This is a genomic window from Clostridioides sp. ZZV15-6388, from assembly GCF_020657755.1.
Lineage (GTDB): Bacteria > Bacillota > Clostridia > Peptostreptococcales > Peptostreptococcaceae > Clostridioides.
In genome coordinates this window covers 150,537-176,799 of record NZ_JAGWCU010000004.1, presented here as the reverse complement: position 1 = coordinate 176,799, position 26,263 = coordinate 150,537, and the positions used below count along the sequence as shown (strand labels likewise).

The 26,263-nt window shown below is 29.0% G+C and carries 16 protein-coding genes; 1 reads left to right on the top strand and 15 read right to left on the bottom strand.

The genetic code is table 11. The features are described 5' to 3' along the window. Positions 1-14 precede the first annotated feature (14 nt). The 15 genes from KGF48_RS04430 to KGF48_RS04360 form a co-directional block, all read right to left on the bottom strand. A complete protein-coding gene (locus KGF48_RS04430; protein WP_227840023.1) occupies positions 15-7,445 on the bottom strand; it encodes a SpvB/TcaC N-terminal domain-containing protein in 7,431 nt (2,476 codons plus the stop codon). A 399-nt stretch (positions 7,446-7,844) separates the two neighbouring features. After that, complete coding sequence (dnaJ, locus tag KGF48_RS04425; RefSeq protein ID WP_227432574.1) at positions 7,845-8,999, bottom strand: molecular chaperone DnaJ; 1,155 nt, start codon at positions 8,997-8,999, stop codon at positions 7,845-7,847. A gap of 208 nt (positions 9,000-9,207) precedes the next feature. Next, positions 9,208-11,055, bottom strand: coding sequence for a molecular chaperone DnaK (gene dnaK / locus KGF48_RS04420; RefSeq protein WP_227867771.1), 1,848 nt, complete (start codon positions 11,053-11,055; stop codon positions 9,208-9,210). 93 nt (positions 11,056-11,148) lie between these two features. Next, entirely contained in the window at positions 11,149-11,769 is a 621-nt protein-coding gene (grpE, locus tag KGF48_RS04415) for a nucleotide exchange factor GrpE (RefSeq protein ID WP_227432572.1), read from the bottom strand. A 29-nt stretch (positions 11,770-11,798) separates the two neighbouring features. Next, positions 11,799-12,818: a heat-inducible transcriptional repressor HrcA gene (gene hrcA / locus KGF48_RS04410; RefSeq protein ID WP_227828206.1), complete on the bottom strand. Its 1,020-nt coding sequence runs from the start codon at positions 12,816-12,818 to the stop codon at positions 11,799-11,801. A 102-nt stretch (positions 12,819-12,920) separates the two neighbouring features. Next, on the bottom strand, positions 12,921-14,096 hold the full coding sequence (hemW, locus tag KGF48_RS04405; protein ID WP_227840024.1) for a radical SAM family heme chaperone HemW: 1,176 nt from the start codon (positions 14,094-14,096) through the stop codon (positions 12,921-12,923). A 173-nt stretch (positions 14,097-14,269) separates the two neighbouring features. Continuing rightward, positions 14,270-15,583: an amino acid permease gene (locus tag KGF48_RS04400; RefSeq protein ID WP_227840025.1), complete on the bottom strand. Its 1,314-nt coding sequence runs from the start codon at positions 15,581-15,583 to the stop codon at positions 14,270-14,272. A gap of 254 nt (positions 15,584-15,837) precedes the next feature. Next, on the bottom strand, positions 15,838-17,175 hold the full coding sequence (locus KGF48_RS04395; protein ID WP_227840026.1) for a CCA tRNA nucleotidyltransferase: 1,338 nt from the start codon (positions 17,173-17,175) through the stop codon (positions 15,838-15,840). A 161-nt stretch (positions 17,176-17,336) separates the two neighbouring features. Next, positions 17,337-19,142, bottom strand: a complete 1,806-nt coding sequence (gene lepA / locus KGF48_RS04390) for a translation elongation factor 4 (RefSeq protein WP_227482848.1) — start codon at positions 19,140-19,142, stop codon at positions 17,337-17,339. Between the two features lie 282 nt (positions 19,143-19,424). After that, positions 19,425-19,673 carry a hypothetical protein gene (locus KGF48_RS04385; RefSeq protein ID WP_227840027.1) on the bottom strand — a complete coding sequence of 83 codons (249 nt, stop codon included), beginning with the start codon at positions 19,671-19,673 and terminating at the stop codon, positions 19,425-19,427. Between the two features lie 29 nt (positions 19,674-19,702). After that, entirely contained in the window at positions 19,703-20,710 is a 1,008-nt protein-coding gene (gene spoIIP / locus KGF48_RS04380; RefSeq protein WP_227840028.1) for a stage II sporulation protein P, read from the bottom strand. A 17-nt stretch (positions 20,711-20,727) separates the two neighbouring features. Then, on the bottom strand, positions 20,728-21,678 hold the full coding sequence (gene gpr, locus KGF48_RS04375; RefSeq protein WP_227828199.1) for a GPR endopeptidase: 951 nt from the start codon (positions 21,676-21,678) through the stop codon (positions 20,728-20,730). A 485-nt stretch (positions 21,679-22,163) separates the two neighbouring features. Then, positions 22,164-22,940, bottom strand: a complete 777-nt coding sequence (locus KGF48_RS04370) for an alpha/beta fold hydrolase (protein ID WP_227867770.1) — start codon at positions 22,938-22,940, stop codon at positions 22,164-22,166. 33 nt (positions 22,941-22,973) lie between these two features. After that, positions 22,974-23,495, bottom strand: coding sequence for a helix-turn-helix domain-containing protein (locus KGF48_RS04365; protein WP_227840030.1), 522 nt, complete (start codon positions 23,493-23,495; stop codon positions 22,974-22,976). 272 nt (positions 23,496-23,767) lie between these two features. Further along, complete coding sequence (locus KGF48_RS04360) at positions 23,768-25,420, bottom strand: cell wall-binding repeat-containing protein (protein WP_227840031.1); 1,653 nt, start codon at positions 25,418-25,420, stop codon at positions 23,768-23,770. 456 nt (positions 25,421-25,876) lie between these two features. Between KGF48_RS04360 and rpsT the strand changes: the two genes are divergently transcribed. Beyond that, the gene (gene rpsT, locus KGF48_RS04355) at positions 25,877-26,143 is read left to right on the top strand and encodes a 30S ribosomal protein S20 (RefSeq protein WP_227432754.1); all 267 of its coding nucleotides are present in this window, start codon (positions 25,877-25,879) and stop codon (positions 26,141-26,143) included. Positions 26,144-26,263: the final 120 nt, after the last annotated feature.

The window sequence follows — 26,263 nt, the reverse complement described above, 5'->3', positions numbered from 1 at the left end:
TTTCTAAATTTATATTATACACTTAAAGCTTTTAATTTATCACCAACCTTAGTAGCAACAAAGTTAAGAAAGAATGGAACTAATATTACAGAGGCAGCATATCCTACTTTTTCAAGTGTACTTAAAATCTTTCCATATCCTTTAACAACTTTACTTTCATACCAAGTGTTCCACCACCTACTATTACTTATCCATGGAGCTTCAACTTCTCTACCTTCTTTATAAAATTTTATGTGTTGCATAAAATTTGCATCATTACGTCGTTTATATATAAATCTAAGCTCTCTTTCTGTATAGCTTCTTTCTTCATGAGTATTGTAGCATACACTTCTTATATTCAATCCATCTAACACAAACCTTATAGTTTTTCCTGATGCAGCAGTAAACAACATTCCTGCTTTACACCCAGATATGATTCTTCTTTTTATTGAAGTAGGTCTATTATCTCTAGGTAATTTACTTCCTGAAAAATTGCGCTCTAGAAAATTCCTAAATCTAAATACAACAGGAGTTCCTATAGTCATTCCATTAATTGCTACTTTACCTTGACCATAAGTCTCACCTCTTTGCACTCCCAAAAATAAGTTATTCATATTGTCCACTACTATAGGTCCTACACCTAAAGGGCTACGTCCATTAGCAGCTCTAACTTCATTCATATAAATATCTTTAGACCTTGATTCATGCAATCCATACAGTAAATCTTCTCTTTCAAAGGTAAAATTATCACCTATATCCATTCCAAAATCATCACTATATTTAATAGGATTATTTATAGTAAATGTGTATAAATTTAAACCATTCACTTTACCAGCAGGGTCAGCTGAAACCCATCTGCCAATATGAGACGCATAATACCTTTCCCCATAATAATATAGTCCTGTCGATAAATCTCTCTCTTTTGCTGAATACCTGTATTCCTTTAGATTAACTTCTCTATCATCTTCTCCTAAAATCAGAGCTGTTCCACCATATGGATAGTATTCCTCATAAGTTATTAGTTCTGCATTTTCATTTACCTCTACACAATATGAGCCATTACTATTATCTAACTGATATTTAAAAAAGTACTTATTAGTATTTTTAGTTTCTCGTTGTCTTTCATCAATATTCCAGAAATAGATCATTGATATACATTTCTTATCATCCATTACCTTTATAGATTTTCTACTTAAAATTATAGTTTCATTTTTATTATTTATCCTCTTTATCTTTTTAATTTCAAAGTTACCAATATAAAATTTTTCTTCTATCTCAAAAATATTTGTATTTATCTTTCTTTCGCTAACTTTTCTTACACGTTGACCCTTTGCATCATATATATAATAATCACTATCACATATTTCATTTTCTCTAGTTAAAGTATCTACATGAGATATATTATTTTTGTAATTCCAGCAAATTTGAGAAATAGTTTCTAAGTTTCTCATATTACCATTTTCATCAAAATTAGTTTCATAATATAATTCATCTTTATTTCCATACTTAATGCCACGAGAATGATTTGATTTTTTATCAATATCAATAGATTTAATCCATGTTAAACTATCTGATATATGCTTTATAGATACTAAATTTTCTGAATCATCATATCCGTACATCTCTCTATAATTTTCAATTTTTTCACTATCATTTATATGTAATGTTCCTAATTTAATGTATTTTGAATTTCCAAAGCCACAACCTGATTTATCTGCAATAACACCTGAATGTTTCCTCCCAGTTGCATTAATTAATTGATACATAGCATCGTATGTGTACTCCATTACAGGACTTATTTGTTTTTTGCTTTTTAATATTGCTTCCAAAGAACTATCTATTATAGTCATAACATTTCCACATGGGTCAAATATATATTTTAACTCTTGAAATGTGCTTATCTCATTACCTTTATCTGCCTCATTTTTATTTATTGTCCTTATGGACTTAATTCCTCTCAACCTATAATCTATATCATCGTAAGTATACTGAGTAATTAAACCATTATTCATATAAATCTTAGTTCTTTGCTTATTTGCATTGTACTCTATATCTTTTATAAAATTGTATTCTTTGTTTTCTTCAGATAAAAATACATCTACACCATTTAATAGACCTAATTGATTATACTTGGCTTTATAGATACTTAAATCTGGTGTAATTTCTATTTTTAATCTTTCAAGTGCATCATACTTATATTTAGTATGAAATACTTCTTCTTCAAGCTGAACACTACTTATTTTATCCCAATTAATTTCATTCTTATAATCGGAAGCAAACTGTCTACTAACACTAATAGCCTTACCATTCAAATCATAAATATCTGAGATAGCTATACCTGCGCTATCATAATGTTTATAAATTTTGCCTATTAGGTTTCTACTTTTCACCTTTTTAATATCTTGATTATAAAATTCTCCATAAACATACTTTTCTACAGTTTGATTTATGTTTAGACCACTTTCACATCTTCCATCAACATAAATTTCTTTAATTCTTTGTAGATTATCATAATGTATTTTTTTATGAAAACCTCTTAAGTCCCATAAATGTACAGGCTTATTATACATATTTAATAGGTTTAACTTTATACCTGCATCTGCACTTTCTACATAAATTTCATTACCTTTCATATCATAAAAATACTTAAAATTACAAAAATCTGTTTTTTCACTAATGTTTGAATAATACAATCTTGCATCTACACTACGCTTAATCTTACCAGTTACATCTATATCATTAAACGTTGTTAGACAACTCTTTTTCATAAAATCTATTAACTCATTACTGCAACTTTCATATTTCTCATCTATCTCTAATTTAAAATTACTACTATATGGTTGAAATTTTTCAGATACCCATCCACTTAAAATTTTGTTTTCTTGAATCTTGCTTGGTTTTATATATTCCTTATCCAAAAGCTCATTCCATATATCATCTACACTTATACCTCTTTTACAAGCTATCTCTTTAAATGAATCCTTATAAACTTCACCTAGATTATCCCTTATAAATAGATATTGATTTCCTATATTATCAAATACTTTTTTTTCAGGGGTATTATAAAATTTACTAGCTTTTAAAAGTGCTTTTTTCTCATATCCTTGTTCTACAGTAGGATTTTCAGGATAATTATTTATATATTCATTGAAATAATCTGAATCTATTAAGGTGTCATTTTCATCATAGTGAACTTCCTCCCATGGAGAATACTTAACTTTAGTAAATACATTCTTTACTATAGAACATTTTGATGGTATACCTTTAGCTTTTTCAATCTTCACAACCCTAAGAATTGAATCATAATAAATAACTTCTGATGCAGTTAATATATTATCTAGATATTTTTGTTGTTCATATTCAGAAGTTGATGAAAAATATGGCTTAAACTGCTTTATAGGTTTTCCCTTATTGTTGTACACTACTCTTCCAGACACTTGCCAACATTCATCTACATACCCAGTTGATACTTCTCCTAACTTGTTATATATAAGATTTCCTTTGTTATATAAGATTGCTTTTCCTGAATCAACTTTAGTTTTTTGTTCTATATTTCTACCAAAACCATCTGAAAAACCTATATTAATTTGAACCTTATCTTCTTCCTTAGTTTGAATCTCACTTAAATAATTCTCTCTTACAAGTTGAATAAAACAAGCTGGTTTTTTATTATCACTCCATTCCCACAAATCATAAAAGAAAAATTCAGATGCCATTTGTAAATATTTTTGATTATTTTTTATAACATCTTTAAACGTAGCATTCTCTAAATATTTATATATATCTAAATCTCCGTTTCCCTGAAAACTTTCGTCAACAATACCATAGTTAGATTTTGCAATTACCATTGCTAATGGATCAAAAATAACTTGATATATATTACCATTTATATCTTTCAATTGTTTTGGTAAAGTAGTTATATAGTCAATTATAAACTCTGATTCATTTGATATTTGCTCAGACAAATATTCTCCTATTTTAATTGGAAATAATCTATATTCATCATACTCAATATATTTTTTACAATATAATTTTGAATCTTTTTCTATAAATAAATTTTCATTTGATATAGGCATAAAAAATCCATTTTCTTCTCTAGTAAAATAACTTTGAACAAGCCCTCTATTCCACCAATAATTTTCTTTTTTGATATAACCACAATCTTGAACTAATATATTATCATTTACCCTATCCGCAAATATATCATTTACTAAAGTTTCTGGCATAACAGCAAATTCCTGATGATGAAGTAACGCTTTATCAGTTATCTTTCCTAAATCCAGTAAATTATCCTGATGCTCATTCCAAAAATATTTTCTATCACAAGAAATACATCTAGCTTGTACTCTTCCTTTTTTGAAACTTTCATTGTAATTTACTACATTACAAAAAGATTCATTTGTCATTGTTTTGATTTCATCATATGAAAAATAGATTTTTCCATTTAATGATACTTCTCCTATCTCAAATAAACTATGTTCATATGCAATTCCAATTAAATTAAAATCTTCAGTTTCATTTATAAATTTTGTACATTCTGCTGTTATATTAAGGTTGTATTGTTTACTATAAACACTATTTTGGTTTATTATTTTAAACCTTCTTGGGTAATATACTTCACAAGATTTTTCTATATTACCAAACTTATCTACATCTAATATAAATTTGTGTGCTATGCGTGGGTCTTTTACTAATCTTTCATAATTGTATGTTATACACTCAGTTGGATGAGAATAAAACACACCAAAATTATTTTCTATTTTATCTTGAAGCTTTACTATCTTAAAGTTAGTTTCAGACACAGTATATGGTATATCTAAAGTTTCTATATCACTATCTAATCCATAAGTTTCTTCACGCAAAATTTTTCCAGCTAAAGAGATATATGCCTCTCTCAGTTCTTCTGAATCTTTTTTGTCAATAGAACTATCTAATATAATATCTGGTAGTACATAGGCATCCAAATCTTCAGAAAAAAATTCTTCTTCATTAAGTTTAGATATATTTTCTAATTGAGCACAACACCCTGTATGATACCATTTTTTTATATAAGTAGTAGGTACTATGAGTGGATTTTCTAGACTTGAATTAATCTTTTCTGAGTTCCAATTTTCAACAAACCCAAATCCTCTAAACTTTCGTTCCACATAATCATAATAACCAGAATGATATTTGTAATATTCTGTAAATTTAGATTCTGAAATCTCATCAATAAACTCTATCTTTTCCACTACATGTAGTGGAAATGGTAACTTTGTCTGCCATTCTTTACCTAAAACCCTATCTTCAAGATAAAACTTTACAGAACTAGAATAAGTTATATTTGTCAACATACCTAAAGAATTATCTATATTAGTTAATAAATATGGCTTTGAGTTATTTGTAAAATCATAAACATAGTGCTTTATTATTTCTCCTACCTTTGTAAATATCATACAAGAAGCTCCATTTCCATTTACATCTTCAAAGTTTATTTGGTCAAACTTTGAGTAATTCTCTGGTAATGGTATTGATATTGCATCACTAAATCTATTACCACTTAAATTTAGATATATATCTACTCTATCTAAATATACATAACATATATCCATAGTTCCCGAACCATCAATATCTGCAAAATGAATTCTTGATATATCCAAATCTTCATCAAACTTTGGTGCATTTCTCAACAATATTTTTTCTCCAAAATTACCATGACCACAATTTGGCCAACATTCAAAACATCCATTTCGGACTCTAATTCTATGAGAAAGACCGTCTCCAAATACATTACCAAATCCAATAAATTCATTTATGTTTTCACTATTCTTATATGGAAATTCTCCTGAACTTATTCTATTTCCAAAATCAATTCTATTTGCTCTACTAAAACCACTTTTTTTAATAGATGAATACACATTTAGGTAATCATCTCCAAATATAGCAATATCTATTAGTCCTCTTCCATTTATATCAACCATTTCTTTTCTACTGCTTCTTGTAAATTCCATAGGAAAATATTCAAAATCCATATATTGTTTCCAATCTCCATTACTTTCACACTCATAAAATCCTGCTCTTTCTGTTTTTGAAACAATAAAGTTCAATTTGCCATTACCTTCAAGACTCATTAAAAAATAATTAGAGGAAGTTAAATCTTTTTCAATAGGAAACTTAATTGGTTTTTCTAAAAAGCCATATTTTCCATCTCCTTCTGCTCTCCAAAAAAATGTAGACTCTTCATTGCTCATTAAAATTCCCGGTAAACCATCACCATAAATATCTATAAAATTAAACTCAGTTTTTTGTAAATATCCTTGTAAATTAGAATCATCTTTTGTTTTTAATAAATTGAATTTTTTATTATTTGGATTAAAACTAGAATATCCTAACTTTATTGGAGGCATAGATTTTAAAAAATAACTATTATCTTTATTCCTTCTGTATCCTTTCAGTTGAACTTCTGATAGCATAGACATTTGCAGTGTTTCTTCATATTTTAAATTAGTTACATTTACAAGGCATGGTATCTCTCCAAGTTCATTTTCAAATTTATGAAACATTAATATATTTCTACAAAGCCTAGAAATTCTTATTTCAAATCCACTTCTATATGACGAAAAAGAATCTTTTCTCACTTTCCACATATTTGTATATACATATGGATTCGACTGACTCGTTTTTAATAAAGTATCTTCTAATTCATATTCACCATAATCAAAGAGCACTTCAAAGGCCCATTTTTCTTTTTTTTGTTTATCAAAATAGTTCCCATATCTTATTTTATGTATATATTTATATGAATCAAATCTTCTATCTACATAATTAGATTTATCTATTATATTTTCATTATTTTCTTGTTTATAAATATACTCAATTTTATTTCCTTTTGAATCAAAACTTTCTTCAATAAGCCACATAAATATTTGACTATCATTGTTTGGATTTGCAACTTTTGAATTTAAAGACTTGCCATAGATTGATGTAATGTTATCTTTTGTAGTAATTTTCCAATAAGAACTCTCTTTACTCTTCCAATATTCTATTCTTGAAAAGTCTCCTTCTACTCTAGGTAAATATGAAGTCACTTCCCATGAGGAATTTAAATTTTTTGATTTCTTCATTTGTTTTCTATTATCACATGTTTTTACAAGTTCTGATGAATTAGATAATATAAACTTGTCCAAAATATCCTCATATGTAGGCACACCCTTCTCCGTATTTCTAGATATATAAGGCAATGAAATAGAAAATCCTAATCCAAATGGACCATTCCCAGCACCAGAGTTATAATTTAAAGAAATATCTGGTTCAAAACCTCGACCTTTTGAAGTTTTTATTGGTATAGAAAAATTTCCAACTCCTGTAAATGGATTTGAACTAAAAGTCTCACCCATACCTTTTATTGCGCCACCACCTTTAGGCATAGATACTTCACCTATAGAAATTGTTCCATTGTTAAACACACCTTTATTATTACTTTCCATATGATTAACACCGCCTATAATTTCATTAGATTTTCTTTTTATATCTTTTTTTCTAAATTTTCTGATAAATTATACTATAAATTATATAGATATTTAAAAGAATATTCAACAATTTATGCGTAACTGGTCGTCTAAAATGTACATTTGGTCAAAACAATTATTTTATAAAAAAAAGTTATATAGTTAATACCTGTCACAAAGCTCATGTTAAAGAATATAAGTATTTTTGTCATCAACTACATTATAATGGTGAGTATTATAAAGAAATTATTTATACATATTTTACATACTCAAAATTAAAAATAGCCAATATAAAAATCATATTATATTAATTCAAAATCTTATAACTAAATAATTTAGATTCTAAAGAATATGATTACATTATATTGGCTATTTTAACTACTTTTTCTTAAACATATCTTCTATTTTCTGTCCGAATGTTTTTTTCTTTTCGTGGACGTTCGACCCGCACTCCTTCGCAAATTCTCTTAATAGATCTTTTTGCTTATCATTTAATTTTTTAGGAATCTCGACTACAACTTTAACATATTGGTCTCCTCTTGAATTACCTCTAATTCTAGGAATTCCTTTTTCTTTAAGTCTAAATACAGTTCCAGTTTGTGTTCCTTCTGGCACACTATACTTAACTTTTCCATCCAAAGTAGGTACTTCTATCTCATCACCTAAAGTTGCTTGAACAAATGTAATTGGCATCTCAAAGTAAATATCATTTCCATCTCTAGTAAACAGTGGATGAGATTTTACATTAACTACAATGTATAAATCTCCTCTTGGAGCACCTTTTTCTCCTACTTCACCTTGACCAGCAAGTTTTATCATTTGACCATCATCTATACCTGCAGGTATATCTACTTCTATAGTCTTAACTTTTCTTGTATTTCCAGTTCCATGACATTTGCTACAAGGAGATTCAATTACTTCTCCAGTCCCATTACAAGTACTACAAGGTCTTGAGCTTGCTATATTTCCAAATGGAGTTCTTTGAACAGTTCTAACTTGACCAGTTCCATTACAAGTTGAACAAGTTTTCTTTGATGTTCCTGGTTTTGCTCCAGTTCCATCACACTCATCACATTCTTCACTTCTATTTAACTTTATAGACATTTTTTTACCAAATGCAGCTTCTTCAAAAGATATAGTAACATTTTGTCTTATATCTGCACCACGTTGAGGACCTCTTCTTCTTTGTCTTCCACCTCCGAAGCCTCCTCCAAACATGTCGCCAAATATATCTCCAAACATATCTTCAAATCCACCAAAGCCTTGGCCATTAAATCCACCTTGGCCTCCAAAGCCTCCTTGACCATTTAGCCCATCATGTCCAAATTGGTCATAAGTCTTTCTCTTTGTATCATCTGAAAGTACTTCATAAGCTTCATTTATTTCTTTAAATTTTTCCTCAGCCTCTTCATCACCAGGGTTTCTATCTGGATGGTACTTCATTGCTAACTTTCTGTAAGCTTTTTTTATCTCTTGAGCTTCTGCACCTTTACTGATACCTAAGACTTCATAATAATCCCTTTTTGTACTCAAAAATTGACACCACCTTCATTTTACAAAATGATAGCTTGTAGAATAATAAACTACAAGCTATCATTAATTCTTATATTCTACTTTAAGTTATATAATCTATGATATATTATATTCTTTATGATGTATATTGTCCATATATCTTTAATATCTATATGATTTTCATAAATAATCTATTCTTCAATTATCATTTGATGTTATATTATATAGCTTATTTATCTTCATCTACTTCTTTAAAGTCAGCATCTACTACATTGTCATCTTTAGGTCCATTACCTTGAGCTTGCTCTGCACCTTGGGCTGCTTGCTGTTCTTGTGCTGCATTTTGGTACATTTCTTGAGATACTTTTTGGAACTTAGTCATTACTTCTTCTGTAGCTTTCTTAAGCTCTTCTGCTGTAGCATCTTGATTGTCTTTTACAACTTTTAAGTCTGCTATTGCTTTTTCTATATCTTCTTTATCACTTGCACTTATTTTATCTCCAAGTTCATTTAAAGTTTTTTCAGTTTGATATATAGTAGATTCAGCTTGGTTAAATGCTTCTATTTTCTCTTTCTTTTGTTTGTCAGCTTCTGCATTCATTTCAGCTTCTTTTATTTTTTGTTCTATATCTGCTTCTGATAAATTAGTGTTTGATGTTATAGTTATTTTTTGTTCTTTTCCTGTACCTAAATCTTTAGCTGAAACATTAACTATACCATTTGCATCTATATCAAATGTAACTTCTATTTGAGGTATTCCTCTTTGTGCTGGTGGTATATCAGTTAATTGGAATCTTCCTAAAGTTGTATTGTCATAAGCCATACTTCTTTCACCTTGAAGAACATGTATGTCAACAGCTGTTTGGTTATCAGCAGCAGTTGAGAATACTTGAGATTTCTTAGTTGGTATTGTAGTGTTTCTTTCTATTATCTTAGTCATTACATTACCCATAGTTTCTATACCAAGAGATAATGGAGTAACGTCTAGTAATAATAAGTCTTTAACATCTCCTGCTAAAACTCCTGCTTGTATAGAAGCTCCTGCCGCAACACATTCATCTGGGTTTATACCTTTATGAGGATCTTTTCCTATAAATTTCTTAACAGCATCTTGAACTGCTGGTATTCTTGTAGAACCTCCAACTAATAATACATCATCTATTTCACTTGTAGAAAGTCCTGCATCTTGTAAAGCTCTCTTAGTTGGTTCCATAGTTTTTTCAACTAGACCTCTAGTTAATTCTTCAAATTTAGCTCTTGATAAATCTATATTTAAATGTTTTGGACCTTCTGCTGTAGCAGTTATGAAAGGTAAGTTTATGTTTGAATTCATTGTTGATGATAATTCTTTCTTAGCCTTTTCTGCTGCTTCTTTTAATCTTTGAAGAGCCATCTTATCATTTCTTAAATCTACACCTTCAGCCTTTTTGAATTCATCTGCTAAATAGTCTATTACTATTTGGTCAAAGTCATCTCCACCTAATCTATTGTTACCAGCTGTAGCTAAAACTTCAAAAGTACCATCACCTATTTCAAGTATAGATACGTCAAAAGTTCCTCCACCTAAGTCAAATACTAATATTTTCTTTTCTTGGTCTAATTTGTCCATACCATAAGCAAGTGCAGCTGCTGTTGGCTCGTTTATTATTCTCTTAACATCTAACCCTGCTATTCTACCAGCATCTTTAGTAGCTTGTCTTTGAGCATCTGTAAAGTACGCTGGAACTGTTATAACTGCTTCTGTTACTGTTTGTCCTAAGTAACTTTCTGCATCTGATTTTAATTTTTGTAATATTATTGCTGATATTTCTTGTGGAGTATATGATTTTCCATCTATATTTACTTTGTAATCAGTTCCCATGTGAGTTTTTATTGAAGTTATTGTTTTATCTGCATTTGTAACTGCTTGTCTTTTTGCAGGTTCTCCAACTATTCTTTCACCATCTTTTGTAAATGCCACTACTGATGGAGTAGTTCTCATACCTTCATTATTTGCTATTATTTGTGCTTCTCCACCTTCTAATACTGCAACACATGAATTTGTTGTTCCTAAATCTATTCCTATTATTTTTCCCATGACTAAAAATCCTCCTTGAGTAATTGTATAATTAAATTTTACTTATTTGTGTATTTTATATTAGGCTAAATATTTTAACCTTAATTTATATACTTAGCAAGAAACTTTAACCATTGAAGGTCTTATAACTTTAGTTCCTAGCTTATATCCTTTTTGAAGTACCATCACTATTTGATTTGCTTCTACTCCATCTACACTCTCTTGCATAACTGCTAGATGTAAGTTTGGGTCAAATTCCTTAGATTCTGCTTCTATTTCTTCTACTCCAAATTTTACTAGAGTATCTATTAATTGCTTATGTACAAGGCTTATACCCTTATACATAGTATCTTCCTTATCTTCACATGCATCTAAGGCTCTTTCCATACTATCTATAACTGGTATTAACTCAGTTATTATTTTCTCATTTGCAAACACACCAATTGTTTCTTTTTCTTGTTGAGTTCTTCTTCTATAGTTTGCATATTCGGCTTGAAGTCTTTGATATTTGTCATTTAATTCATCTACTTCATCTTTTAATTTTTTTTCTGCTAATTTAGAATTTATATCTGTTACATTTTCATCATCAGCTTTTTCTTCATCAGTTTTTTCGCTTGACTCTTCACATTCTTCATTAACAACTTCATCTTCTAACTCTACTTGAGTTTCAGATTCTTGGTTAATAGAAGTATCATTTTCTTCTTTTACTTCTTGTTGCTCATTTTTTTTATCCAAGACTTTACACCCCTCAATTTAAAATTTCTTTACTTTCTATTAATTAATAAACTCATATAATTTATTATAGAGTAAATTCTAGCGTAATCCATTCTTGTAGGTCCTATGAAGCTTATTCGCCCAACTAAGTCTCTGTCTACATTATAAGTTGCTGTAACTATACTACAATCCTGTGCCAATTTACAATCATTATCACTACCAATTATTATATTTAGATTTTCTTTTTGTATTCCCTTTGATTTAATTATGTCAGCTATTGTTTCCTTTCTTTCTAACATATTTAAAAATGACTTTGCTTTTAACACATCATTGAATTCTGGATAACTAAATATATTAGTGGCTCCATTTAATGATAGAGAAAAATCTTCTTCTTCCATATTTGAATTTAGGGCATTTAAAAGTTCATCTATAAACCCTGAATACTCACTTATTTCATATTTAATAAAAGCAATCAGATTATCATCTAAATCTGTTATACTTTTTCCTGAGAGCTTCTTTGTAAGATTATCAGAAATCAAATTTAACTTAGATTGATCTAAATATACATTAGTTGTAAGGTTAGCTTTTTTTAAGTCCCCTTTATCTGTTACAACTATAAGTAAAATATTATTGTCATTCATAGCAACTAACTGTATATGCTTTATGACGCTTTGATTTATCAAACTCTTAGTAACTGCTACAGTTGTGTAGTTAGTTAATTGAGATAATAGCTTAGACGTTTCATGAATTAATTCTTTTATATGATTTATGTTATGATTCATACATTGTTCAATAAGAATCTTATCATTATCATCCAATTCACTTTTACTCATAAGAGAGTTTACATATAACTTATAGCCTTTTTCAGATGGAACTCTACCCGCAGAAGTATGTGGCTGAATTAAATATCCTAATTCTTCAAGGTCAGCCATTTCATTTCTTATGGTGGCAGCACTAACACCTAAATCATGCCTTTTAGATATTGTTCTAGAACCTATAGCTTCAGCTGTTTCTATATAATCTTTAACTATAGCTTTGAGGATATTTAATTTTCTTTCATTTAATTCCATATTATTATACCTCCTAGCTGTTAGCACTCACTAAGTTCGAGTGCTAAAAAGATTATATATATTATATACCATTATAAATTTATTTTGTCAACACCTTAAAAATCATTCCATAAATTCTATAAATATACTATTAGATATTTCTCTTCCCTTTTGAGTTAATTGTATGCCCTCAAAGCTTTGGTTTATAAGGTTTCTAGCTAGTAACATTTCTATCTGCTTACTGTATTTTTCTCTAAAATCTATTCCAAATTTTTTTTCAAAATCTTTAAATTTTATTCCCTTATTCATTCTAAGACCCATAAATATTTTTTCTTCTATCATATCTTTTATAGAAAGTTTTTCACTATCTTGTGTTGGCTTCTCTCTTTTAATCAGACTTAAATGATAATCCTCTAAAGATTCTAAATTATTATATCTATTATTATCAATATAACCAGAAGCTCCTGCTCCAAGACCTATATAATGTTCACATTCCCAATATAAAATATTATGTTTACAATTATAGCCTTCTTGTGAGTAATTTGATATTTCATATTGGTTGTATCCTTTTGATTTTAAATAGTTTATTGTATACTCATACATTTCTATGTCTATATTTTCATCTATAAGGTCAAATTGATTATTTTCATACATATTATACAGTTCAGTACCTTCTTCTAATATAAGAGAATATGCTGATATATGTGTTGGATTTAAATCTGTAACTTTTTCAAGAGTTTCCTTCCAATCACATAGTGTCTGATTAGGAAGACTATACATTAAATCTACATTAATATTTTTAAATCCTACACTCAGTGCATCCATATAGTTTTTCTCAAATTCTTTATAACTATGTATTCTTCCTATAAAGTTCAAATGCTTTTCTTGGACAGCTTGTAACCCTATGCTAAGTCTATTGATACCAACTTCTTTCATAGTTCCTAATTTTTCTAGTGTAAGTGTACCAGGATTACATTCTATAGTTATTTCTGCATTTTTATCTATATTGAATTTTTCTTTTATACTTACAAATACTTCTCTTATTTCTTCAGATGTCAAAATACTAGGTGTTCCTCCTCCTATAAATATACTTGTTATTATATTGTTTTTGTCTAAATTGAAATCTTCTTTATTTTTGTATTTATCATCTCTATTTAATTTATTGCTGTATAACTCCATTTCTATTTTCAAATCTTCTATATATCTTTTTTTTGAATCTAGGTCCATTTTATAAGAATTAAAGTCACAATACTTACATTTTTTCACACAAAATGGGATATGTATATAAAGTCCTAACATTTTATATTCCTCATTTCTTAAAATTATCTTAAAGCATCAGTTATTAAATTATAAATCAAACAAAATAACTCATCAAGCTACATATAAAACATCTTCACTATGTAATATCATAAAAAATTTGGATAAAAGTAGATTTTTACTTGTATCCAAATTTTTTAAATTAAAACAAATGACTATCCTTTCTTCATATAATAATAAACTGGTAATCCAAGTAGGGTTATAAATATACCACCTAAGGATATTGCTGTTGAAGTCAATATTTGATTTATTATTACAAATAACCCACCTAATATAGCTATAATTGGTATTATTGGATATAAAGGAACTTTATATGGTCTGTGTAAATCTGGTTGTTCTCTTCTAAGCCTTATAACCCCAACAAAAGTCAATACGTAAAATACCCATATTGAAAATATAGTTAAGTCTGTCAAAAGATTAAATTGACCAGATAGAGCATATATACATGCTAATACAGTTATAAGCAGTATTGAATTTACAGGAGACCCACCAGAATTTACTTTTAATAAAACTTTAGAAGCTGGCAAAGTTCCTCTTTCAGCTAATGTATATGGTATTCTTGACCCTGTTAATAAATATCCATTTAATGTACCAAACACTGATATTAATATACCCACAGTTATTACTTTTCCACCTAAATTTCCAAATAATTTTGTTGCAACTAATGTTGCTGGTGAAGTAACAGTTGCTAATTCACTTGCTGGTACAACCCAAAGATATGCTACATTTATTATAATATAGACTGTCATAACTAATGATAACCCACCAACTATTGCTCTTGGTAAATCTTTTTCTGGCGATTTCATCTCGCCTGAGATAGCACCAACATTTATCCATCCATCATATGCAAACAATGTTGCTATTAATACTTGTCCAAGTGCGCTTGATACATTAACTCCATCGCCTACAAATGGATTTAATACTTCACTACTTTGACCTTTAATAAATCCAAAGATTATTATTAGAGCTAATGGTATCATTTTTCCAACAGTAGCTACGGTCTGAACTTTTCCTCCCAATGATGAACCTATTATGTTAAGTAATGATAAAAACAGTATTACTCCAATTGCTATTGGAAGCACAACTGACATATTGTTCGGACTCATATTTAAAAGTTCAGATGCTTGTTGGGCAAATATTACCCCTAATGCTGCTGATGTGCCTGGAAAAAATAATACAGTTTGCATCCATCCAGTTAAAAATCCTAGTTTTTCTCCATATATCTCTTCAATATAAATCATCATACCGCCAGTTTTTGGGATAGCTGCTGATATTTCTGTAGCTGTAAGTCCAGCAGTTATTGTTATAAATCCACCTAAAAGCCATGCTATAATACCTAGACCTGGAGCTCCATTAGTTGTAGTATATATTGCCTGTGGCTTAAAAAAAACTCCCGAACCTATAACCATACCTACAACAGTAGAAAGAGCTGCTGAAAGACCAATAGTCTTTTGTAGTTGAGTACGCATGATGTCCCTCCTCACTGTTTTATAAGTGCATAAAATATTAATTTTATAAATTTATGGTTTTAGTATTCCCAAAGTTTTTTTTTATATTAATTTACTAATTTTATATTAACTTACTAGTTTTATATTAATTTTCTATACATTAAAATTATAGAATATAAATCTTTATAATCTCAATCTTTAAAGATTGTCTATTTTTTAAATGTGAATTATATTTTCTATCTTAAATTAATTAAATTAAAGTTTAATCTTTTAGCTTAAAATGTGTATATATCTAATACTCTTTCTTTTAAAATTTCTTTTTCATTTAATTCTGGATTATTGATAACAATTTCCAGCATCTTATTTAATAGATACCCTATATCTTTACCTGGTTTAACACCTATAGACATTAAATCGTTTCCATTAATAGCTAAGTCTTTAATATGAAAGCATTCATTTTGACTTATTATATGTTTAAATTCCTTTTCACTCTCAATAAGGTTTAATATTTTCTGTTTTGCATATTTTGGGTTTTTAGCAAGTGTGTCAGCCCAATTAACTTTTATTAAATCTTCAAATAGTTCAATGTCTCCCAGTTTATTTAATAATTTTTTAATAATTTTTCTTTTTGGTTCTATTCTATAATCATGATATTGTATTAATATTAAAACTTTATTAATAGTATAATTATCATACTTAAGCCTCTTCAAAATTTGCTTTGCTATTTTAACAGACTCCCTACTGTGACTATAGAAATGGTCAATTCCATTTTTATCAGTCGTTTTAGTAATTTTTTTACCCAAATCATGAAATAACATTGTAAGCTTTAGATATAATTCATCTTCAATTACTTCAGTAGCTATCAAAGTATGTTTCCCAACATTATAAATATGATATGGATTATGTTGAATAACATCTTCTAAATCACATATTTCAGGAATTATAAATTTCAATAATCCTGTTGAAATTAATAAATTTAACTTAGATGAATCAGATACTAGCATTTTATTGAATTCTACTTGAATTCTTTCCATAGACACACATTTTATTAAATCTGCTTTTTTGTATATGCTTTGTTTAGTACCTTCAGCTATTTTAAAATTAAGCTGTGCAGAAAACCTAATCGCTCTAAGCATTCTAAGTGCATCTTCTTCAAATCTGTCTATTGGATTTCCAACGCAACGAATACACTTATTTTGTATATCCTCACAGCCATTAAATGGGTCAACTAATCCAGTCTTTGAATTGTATGCAATTGCATTAACAGTAAAGTCTCTTCTTGACAAATCCTTAACTATATCATTTGTAAATTCTATTGAATCTGGATGTCTACCATCACTATAGCTTCCATCTATTCTATATGTTGTCACTTCAAATGGCTCATGTTCAATCATGACTGTTACAGTACCATGTTGTATACCAGTCGGAATAGTTCTTCCAAATATCTCTACTACTTTTTCAGGTCTTGCACTAGTTGTTATATCCCAATCATTTGGAATTCTTTCTAATAAACAATCCCTCACACATCCTCCAACTACATATGCCTCATAACCATTTTTTTCTAATTCTTTAATTATATAATCCACTTTTTTAGGAATTTCTATATTAGTCATAAATATCACCTTTTTTTATTTTTTCTTTAATATACTCTTACTTATATTCTCCATGTGTTTAATTAAAATATACCACAAAAAAACTAGATTAATTTAGAAATAATTCTAAAATCACTCTAGCTTTTAAGTATTTTTATCTAAATTTATAAAAATTTAATAAATTATTCATCCAACTTAAGTACAGACATAAATGCTTTTTGAGGAACTTCAACAGAGCCAATTTGTCTCATACGCTTCTTACCTTCTTTTTGTTTTTCAAGAAGTTTCTTCTTACGAGATATATCTCCACCATAACATTTAGCAAGTACATCTTTTCTTAAAGCACTTATTGTCTCTCTTGCAATAACTTTATTACCAACAGCAGCTTGTATAGGTATAGCAAATTGATGCCTTGGAATTTCTCCTTTTAATTTCTCACACATTGCCTTTCCTCTAGGGAAAGCACGAGTTTCATGTACAATAAAACTAAGTGCATCAACTTGCTCTTTATTAATTAAAACATCAAGTTTTACAAGAGTAGATGCAACATATCCCTTAATCTCATAATCAAGAGAGCCATATCCTCTAGTTCTTGATTTTAAGGCATCAAAGAAATCATAAACAACTTCATTAAGAGGAAGGTCGTAATGAAGCATTACTCTTCTCTCATCTATATATTCCATGTTTAACATATTTCCACGTCTTTCCTGGCAAAGTTCCATAACAACACCTACATAATCTTTAGGGACTATTATATCTCCTTTTACTATAGGTTCTTCTATCATTCTTATCTCAGCTACTTCTGGTAAATTTGCAGGATTTTGTATCATTACAACTTCTCCATCAGTTTTTGTAACTCTGTATATAACAGATGGTGCTGTAGTGATTATATCAAGATTAAATTCTCTTTCAAGTCTTTCTTGCATTATTTCCATATGTAAAAGACCTAAAAATCCACATCTAAACCCAAACCCTAGTGCTGCTGAAGTTTCAGCCTCATATTCAAGAGCAGCATCATTTACTTGTAATTTTTCAAGAGCATCTCTTACATTTTCATACTTTTCACCTTCTCCTGGATATATACCACAATATACCATTGGAGTAGCTTTTTTATATCCTGGTAAAGGTTCTTCTGTAGGATTATTTGAATCTGTTATTGTATCCCCTACACGACAACTTCTTATATCTTTTATACTAGCAGCAATATAACCAACATCACCTGCTGATAATTCACTAAGTTCAGTTTGCCCTGGAGCCATAACACCAACTTCAGTTACTTCAAACTTTTTCTTAGTATTCATCATTTTTATTGTCATACCTTTTTTAACAGTTCCTTCAAACACTCTAACATAGGCTACAACACCTTTATAAGCATCGTAATAAGAGTCAAATATTAACGCCTTTAATGGGGCTTCATTATCTCCTTTAGGCGCAGGAACATTTTTTACAATATCTTCTAAAACATCTTCTATATTTAAACCTGTTTTAGCTGAAATAAGAGGTGCTTCACTTGCATCAAGCCCTATTATATCTTCAATTTCATGTTTTACTTCATCTGGTCTTGCACTTGGTAAATCTATTTTATTTATTATTGGTAATATTTCTAAATCTTGGTCTATTGCAAGATACACATTAGCTAAAGTCTGTGCCTCAACACCTTGTGCTGCATCAACTACCAATAATGCTCCCTCACATGCAACTAAACTTCTTGATACCTCGTAATTGAAGTCTACATGTCCTGGTGTATCTATAAGATTTAAATAATATTCATTTCCATCCTTCGCCTTATACATTAATCTTATATTTTGGAGCTTTATAGTGATTCCTCTTTCTCTTTCAAGATCCATGTTATCAAGTAATTGACTCTTCATGTCTCTTTCACTGACAAGCCCCGTTTGTTGTATTAATCTATCAGCTAAGGTAGACTTTCCATGGTCTATATGTGCAATTATACTAAAATTTCTAGTTCTACTTTGTTTATTGTCCACCTTAAATTCCCTCCTCTTGATTATTCTTATAGTTATCATTTTATATTATATAAAAACTTTTTATATATCAAATTTTAAATTTTTGAATATAAACTAATTGGCATTAAACAAAATTATCCACATTATATGTGGATTATCAAGCCTAACACTAAATATTATATAATATCATAAACTTAAAGTAAATCCTATAAAAGATAGTTAATGTATTTTTATTTTATACAATTAAAGATACATAACTAAAATAAGGCTTATTTTAATCAATAAACCTTATTCACTTATTTACTACTTATTAAATTTTTCAACGATTTTGTGTATATCAATCTTTGGGATATCAAGCTTTGTAATATCAAATTTAATACTTGAGAAATAATTATGTTGTTTTATTCCCAACATACTTTTAGCATTACTGTCAACTATAAATACACAAACTGATGTACCTATAATCATAATAACTAAAAATATAATTCTCATAATATACTTATATTTTCTTTGTTTACTTTTACCTTCTATATTTCTTTCTAATCGGCTCATTCAACATGCTCCTAATTACACTAAACAATCTAATTTTTTTGTTTAAAATATTCATCTAAAATTTCAGCAAGATACTTTGTAGTAGCCTTAGATTCTTCTATACTTGTTGCATTATTTCCAATTTCTATTAACATGTGATTTTTAACTGCAAATTGATTAAATCTAGCATAATCTTTTTCTACTATTGGAGACACCAAGCCTGGATATTTCTTTTCAGCAAAAGCAGTTATATCATCCGCTAAAGCTCTAAGTTGTGCTTTATTTTCATTTTTTCCTCCTACAACAAAGAAGAATTTAGATACTCTCTCTCCATTTATCATAGTTGTATATTTCAAATGGTCTTTTTCTTTAGTGGCTGGATTAGTTAAATCCCTAGCATCCCTATGTAAATCTATTGCTATGTCCACTGTATTATATTTAGGGAGTATACTTTTTATTGTTTTTAAACTACTTGCATAAGAGTTATTATAAGATGGATAGTCATGGTATTTAGTAGTATGGACTACACCCCATCCCTTACTGTCTAAAGCACTAGTTAATGCATTTCCTACTTCCATTACTGAATTTTTCTTATCTCTTGAATGATAATTTCCAGCAGGTGAATTTGAATAAGTTTCACATCCATGAGTATGATATATCAAAATTCTTGGATTTTCCTTAGTCACTCTTAAATCATCTTTATAATCTTCACTAGATGCAGTACTAGTTTCAGTTGTATCCGAGTTTTTTGACTCAATGTCTGGAACATTTTCTTTACCAACATAAAGTTTTATATATTCTTTTTCACTTTCTTTCTTATTGTCAGCTTTACTTACATCCTCAGACTTTTTATTTTCATCTTTACTTTCTTTACTTGTTTCTTTATTTTTATCACTCTTTTTATTTTCTGTATTATTTCCTTCGACTTTAGCTTCTGGATAAGATGAATTTACTAAAAACTTCAAAAAGTCATCTTGATTTAAAGCCAATGATTTTCCTGGTAAAATGCATGCTAATATAAAAGTCAAGGTTACTACTTTAATGCATTTTTTAAACATATTTGCTCCTCCTTATTTTACAATCTACCTGGATGTAAAGACCTATTTAGACCTTCGCTTATTATTATAGATAGATTTTCAATTGTATCATCTATATCTTTTGGTGTTACGATTAAATTCTTATCATATGGGTCTAAAGAATCTTTTATTAGATGATATTTTTCTTCTTCTTTAAGTTTTTTCAACATATTATAAAAACTTTCTGTTTCTTCTGACTGAGATATTAAATTATCTATTGCCATATCCAAAACATCTATAGTAAGAGTTGCTGCGTCAACCACAGTTGGAACTCCTATTGCAATAACATCCACTCCTAAAGTTTCTTTAGTGAGAGATTTTCTTGTATTGCCAACACCTCCACCAGGTGATATTCCTGCTGTTGATATTTGTATAGTAGAGTTTACTCTTTCCATTTTTCTTGATGCTAGTGCATCTATTGCTACTACTCTATCTGGCTTCACTTTCTCAACTAATGACTTCACTACTTCACTAGTTTCTATTCCAGTAACACCCATAACCCCTGGGCTTAAAGCTGATACCTCAGTAAAATCATCATCATAATCCTTGTTATAATTTTTAAAGAGATGTCTAGTTACCAGTGTTTTAGATACACTTTTTGGACCCAATGCATCAGAAGTAATATTTCTATTTCCAAGACCAATTACTAGTGTCTTTTTGTTTTTGTCTTGTCCAAACACATCTACCAATTCATCTTTTAAATAACTTATCATTTCTTCTCTTGACTCATCATCATCAAACTTCATAAGATTACTTTCTAGGGTTATATATTTTCCTATATCTTTGTTCATTATCTCTGAACCTTGTTCATCTATTACTTCAACTTTTGTTACAATACAATTTTCTAATTCTTTAGTTTCTATTTCTACCCCAGGAATACTACTTCCTTCTTGAGACTTTTCACACATTTCACTAGCTTCTAAAGCTAAATCTGTTCTTACATTAATCATATAAACCTCCAGTATAAATTAAATGCTAATTATAATTGTTAACAAAATTTAGTATTTTATAACAAAAAACTATAAATTTATTTAAAACAAGTAAAATTAAGGCTTTCAATGTAAGAAAATCGAGTTTGGTCAGTAAATGGTCAGTAAACTTCCTTATCTATCATTTATTTACAAATATAAAAAGGTAGCAACTATTTACATAGGCGCTACCTTTTAATCTATTTATCACTTTCTTCCCAAGATTTCATTCATTATATATTTCCTCTAAAACAATTAAATGATAAACATATTTTTGAAAGTGTTTATTCAACTTTTTGAAGGGTTTAAAGATGTGCAATCATAAAAAAATGCTCTCTAAAGTACCTTTCTTGTTTTATTGGTTGAAGCCTAATGCAGATAATGTCTTAGCATAATAGTAAATAGGCATGTTCTTTGTTGCATCTTCTAAACTTTATGTTCATAGTAGAATGACTTCTTCACTTCATTTATTTCTGTTGAAAGAATGGTTCAGCAATTGCTAGCCACTCATTTGGAAGATAAAGAGAGAGATAACCATGATTATAATCTTTAGCTTCATAAATCCTACATGAGGCCACATAAGACTGAAACATTTTCGCAGAGTTTTTGACACACTTCATTTCTTTTTCTCCATACCAGTACATCACTTGTGCCGTGGTTTTTTTGACGCTATCCTTAAGTGTATATTGCATCATATAAGTACGATACATATTATATAATGTTTCTTTTCTGACATGTGGCATATCCTGCATATAATATGCTTTGATTTCATCTGGGTACTGCATATTTTTAGGTAATAGCTTTGGCATCATAGCAATTTGAAAACGACAGGCCTTCTCACTAAATAGAAGTCCTCCACAAAAACGAATACCAGCAATACAAAACCTTGCCATAGTAGGTCTTGGGTAGCATATACTACCATCAATAATTGCCTTTTGGGTAATATCAGGTTTTCGAGATAAAAGCTCCATCACAATTTGACCACCAAGTGACACACCACACAAAGCAAAAATATGACCACCACATTCTTTATCTATATATTCTACTAACTTGTCTGCTGTATCCTCTGTGGAAATATATGTATTCTCATATTCTTCTCCATGACCATCCAATGTAGGAAGTATTACATAATAGTTTTCAGACAAAACCTGTGCTTGTCGTAAATAGTTCCACCATGCGTTCCCACCTCCATGAATCAACATTATATGTGGACTTTTTTTATTTCCAAATTCATGAAATTTCATATGTCACCTCTCCCTATAAAAATAAAATGAATGTTATTTCTTCTTGTCATCATCCACTACAGGTGGAGAAGATATAATTGAGAGTTTTCGAAGCTTTAGATTCGATTTAGGTTTTTGATCTACATATGGTTTCAATAAATTAGCTATATTTTGAAGAAGATCTTTATATTCATTATCAGTCATATATAACAATGCTGAAGTAAAAAGTACATTATCTTTTTTATGCTCTTGATTTTTCCTGCTAAAATACTCATTCATTTCCTGCATTAACCCTATATGAAATGCTGTAGAAAGTGCAACAAATGCCTCACCTTCCATTGGCACTTCATCTTCCTTTAGTGCATAAACCTTTTCAATCGTACCACGCACACGATTTTCTTTGACTACTTCAATCATATTATTCTCTTCTAAAATTTTGACATGATGATAAACCGTTGCGCGAGGAATATCATTCAAATACTTCACTATATCAGATGTACGAACACTGCCATGAAGTCGAATATACTGTAAAATACGAAGTCTAGCAGGATTTAGAATCAATTTTACTACGTCCATCTTATCATCCCTTTCTTTAATCTATAAAAATATTATAGTCTATTTTTTTAGACTATTCAACTGTTCAATGTAAAAACGTTAAAAATCATGTTAGTTTTTCGATATTTATTTTATTATTAATAATACATTTATAAAATCCATCATATATGTACATGTTTTTTCAATATAAATAATTAAATGATAAATATATTTTTGAAAGTGTTTATCCAACTTTTTGAAGAATTTAAGGATATTCAATCATAAAAAAGGCTCCCTAAAGAACCTTTCTTGTTTTACTGGTTGAAGCCTAATACAAATAATGCCTTAGCATCATAGTACTTAGGCATAGTTTTTGTTGCATTTTCTAGTCTAGAAGAATTAAACTCTGCTGAAGTTCTATATAATGCAACTTCAGAACCATCAAATTCATACCACTTACCATCAATTTGCACATAGTTCCAAGCATGGTTTAAGGCTCCATCTTCCTGATATATCGAATTCATTCCCATTAGCCTTGTCAATACATGAAAGCTACTTGCAAAACTTCCACATGAACCACGTTTTTCAACAAGATTTCCATATACATTTGTATCATGTGCTATACCACTCACATATTTTGACTCTATTACCAGTTTTGCAGCTCTATTCGCCTTTTCCATATCAGATGCATTTCTCCAATCGAAACTATTTAGGAAATTTCTAATTACTGCAAGTTCATTTTTAGTCTGCTCATAAGTAAGCAACTCTTTGCCTGCTATAATTTTTATAGGGTCAAGATTTTTAAATATTACACTCTTGTATGGTTCACCTGCAAATGCAGCAGCGTATGCACCTAATCCTGCATATCCTTTATTTATATAATAATATTTGCCATCTGCTCTAAGTTCATTCCCATTTTCATTTCCACCATAATTAATGTCCCACCCAGCTTTACCAGTTGTGTTAAGGCCAAGCTGTACTAGCATCCCTTTGAGAGGATATTCCTCGTTTGTATTGTTTTTGACTACGCCTGTATTAGTGTCACCTACATTATTAGTTACATTCAAACATTGTGTTATTATAGAAGCATCAATATTTCCTATTGATGTTATTTTAGTAGCACCTTTAAGTATACTTTTGTTACTTCCATTTCCAACTAATACAATTGGTTTACTTTCAGCTAGAGTTGAGCCAATTAACGGATAAACTAGGTCACTTCCACTAGCTACATAAAATTCTTTAGCACCACCATAAAACTGTTGAACTATCTTTTTATTAGTCTCATATCTATCAATTCCACCTAATCTAGTTGCTCCTAATTTTTCTACAAGTTGATTACTCATAGTATTTGTTGAACCAAATGCAAATATTTTATCTCCTTTAATTTTAAACTCAGGCATATCTGAACCATTAGTAAGTAATACAGGTATCTCATTTTTAAATGCAACTGAAGCTGCACTTATGGCATCTGCTTCACCTTTAAACCCATTTGCTACCAGTACATTACCTGAAGTACCTTTTAATTCTAAAATCTTGTCACTTACCTTATAACTTGTACTAAGTCTATCTTTTCCTTCAATTCTTTCAACGTCAATATTTTTTTCCTTTAATAAATTCTCTACTTTGCTTCCTATAGAATTATTTCCTCCTATTATGTACACTTTTTTAACATTATTAAATCTTTTTAATGTTGAGTCTGGTATCTCATCTTTCTTAGTCAATAATATTGGTGCGTTTTCAACTCCAGCCAATCCACTTGCTGATAATCCATCTGCTAAACTACTATCCACATTGATAAGGATAGCTTTAGTATAATTCTGCCTATCTGCAATAATAGCTGAAGTTTCATACTTATCTTTACCATTTATACTATCAATCGAACTTAGTGCATTTGATACTATTGGAAAAGCAGAAATTACTAGCAAGAATGAAATTCCCATAGTTAATAATTTTTTACATATTTTCATAATATAAATACCTCCTAAATATTATAGTTCTACTTGAATAATATACTATAGAATGAAAAAAACATCTCAATTATTGGAAAAATTATCTTAATTAAACATATAAATTTATATTTTTATAAATTTTTTATTAAATTTACAAAAATGAGTAATTTCTTGCATTATCTTATAATTATTGGAAATACTATCAAAATGTATGTAAATAGTTTGTATTATCTCAAAATATTTGTTACAAAAATGAAATATTAATTTATATATTAAAATATTTTAAACACAAAATATACCAACCTAAAAACAAGATATTGCAAATTATTTATACACAATCTATAGTCTAAAAAATCAAAATAAAAAACATTATTAAAATATATAAATAATAATCCTTGATTTTTAGATTTATTTCTGTTAAAATCTAATATGTTGACGATGAATATGAGAAAAAAATACAGGGAGGTGAACACGGTGGCAAATATAAAATCAGCTAAGAAAAGAATAAGTGTTATCGAAAAGAAAACTGCTTTAAATAGAGTTAGAAAATCTCAAATAAAAACTGCAATAAGAAGATTCGAAGATGCTGTTGCAGCTGGAAACAGAGAGGATGCTGTTGTTAAGTTCCAATATGCTCAAAAGAGAATATACCAAGTAGCTTCTAAAGGAACTATACATAAGAATGCTGCAGCTAGAAAAGTAGCTAAATTAGCTCAAAAGTTAAACGGTATGAACGCTTAATTACCAGTTTATATTTCTTATATATAATAACCCCTATGTAGGGGTTTTTTATTTTGGAAATTTATACAATAAAAAATAAATAGTTAGACATATTATAGTGGATTATATACTTTTAGACTC

Bases quoted from the DNA above. Each gene is read 5' to 3' on its own strand.
- dnaK (WP_227867771.1), bottom strand. From the start codon at position 11,055: ATGGGAAAAATAATAGGAATAGATTTAGGAACAACAAATTCATGTGTT.
- KGF48_RS04430 (WP_227840023.1), bottom strand. From the start codon at position 7,445: ATGGAAAGTAATAATAAAGGTGTGTTTAACAATGGAACAATTTCTATA.
- KGF48_RS04370 (WP_227867770.1), bottom strand. From the start codon at position 22,940: ATGAAATTTCATGAATTTGGAAATAAAAAAAGTCCACATATAATGTTG.
- KGF48_RS04360 (WP_227840031.1), bottom strand. From the start codon at position 25,420: ATGAAAATATGTAAAAAATTATTAACTATGGGAATTTCATTCTTGCTA.
- KGF48_RS04395 (WP_227840026.1), bottom strand. From the start codon at position 17,175: ATGACTAATATAGAAATTCCTAAAAAAGTGGATTATATAATTAAAGAA.
- KGF48_RS04365 (WP_227840030.1), bottom strand. From the start codon at position 23,495: ATGGACGTAGTAAAATTGATTCTAAATCCTGCTAGACTTCGTATTTTA.
- gpr (WP_227828199.1), bottom strand. From the start codon at position 21,678: ATGATTAATGTAAGAACAGATTTAGCTTTAGAAGCTAGTGAAATGTGT.
- hrcA (WP_227828206.1), bottom strand. From the start codon at position 12,818: ATGGAATTAAATGAAAGAAAATTAAATATCCTCAAAGCTATAGTTAAA.
- spoIIP (WP_227840028.1), bottom strand. From the start codon at position 20,710: ATGTTTAAAAAATGCATTAAAGTAGTAACCTTGACTTTTATATTAGCA.
- hemW (WP_227840024.1), bottom strand. From the start codon at position 14,096: ATGTTAGGACTTTATATACATATCCCATTTTGTGTGAAAAAATGTAAG.
- KGF48_RS04385 (WP_227840027.1), bottom strand. From the start codon at position 19,673: ATGAGCCGATTAGAAAGAAATATAGAAGGTAAAAGTAAACAAAGAAAA.
- KGF48_RS04400 (WP_227840025.1), bottom strand. From the start codon at position 15,583: ATGCGTACTCAACTACAAAAGACTATTGGTCTTTCAGCAGCTCTTTCT.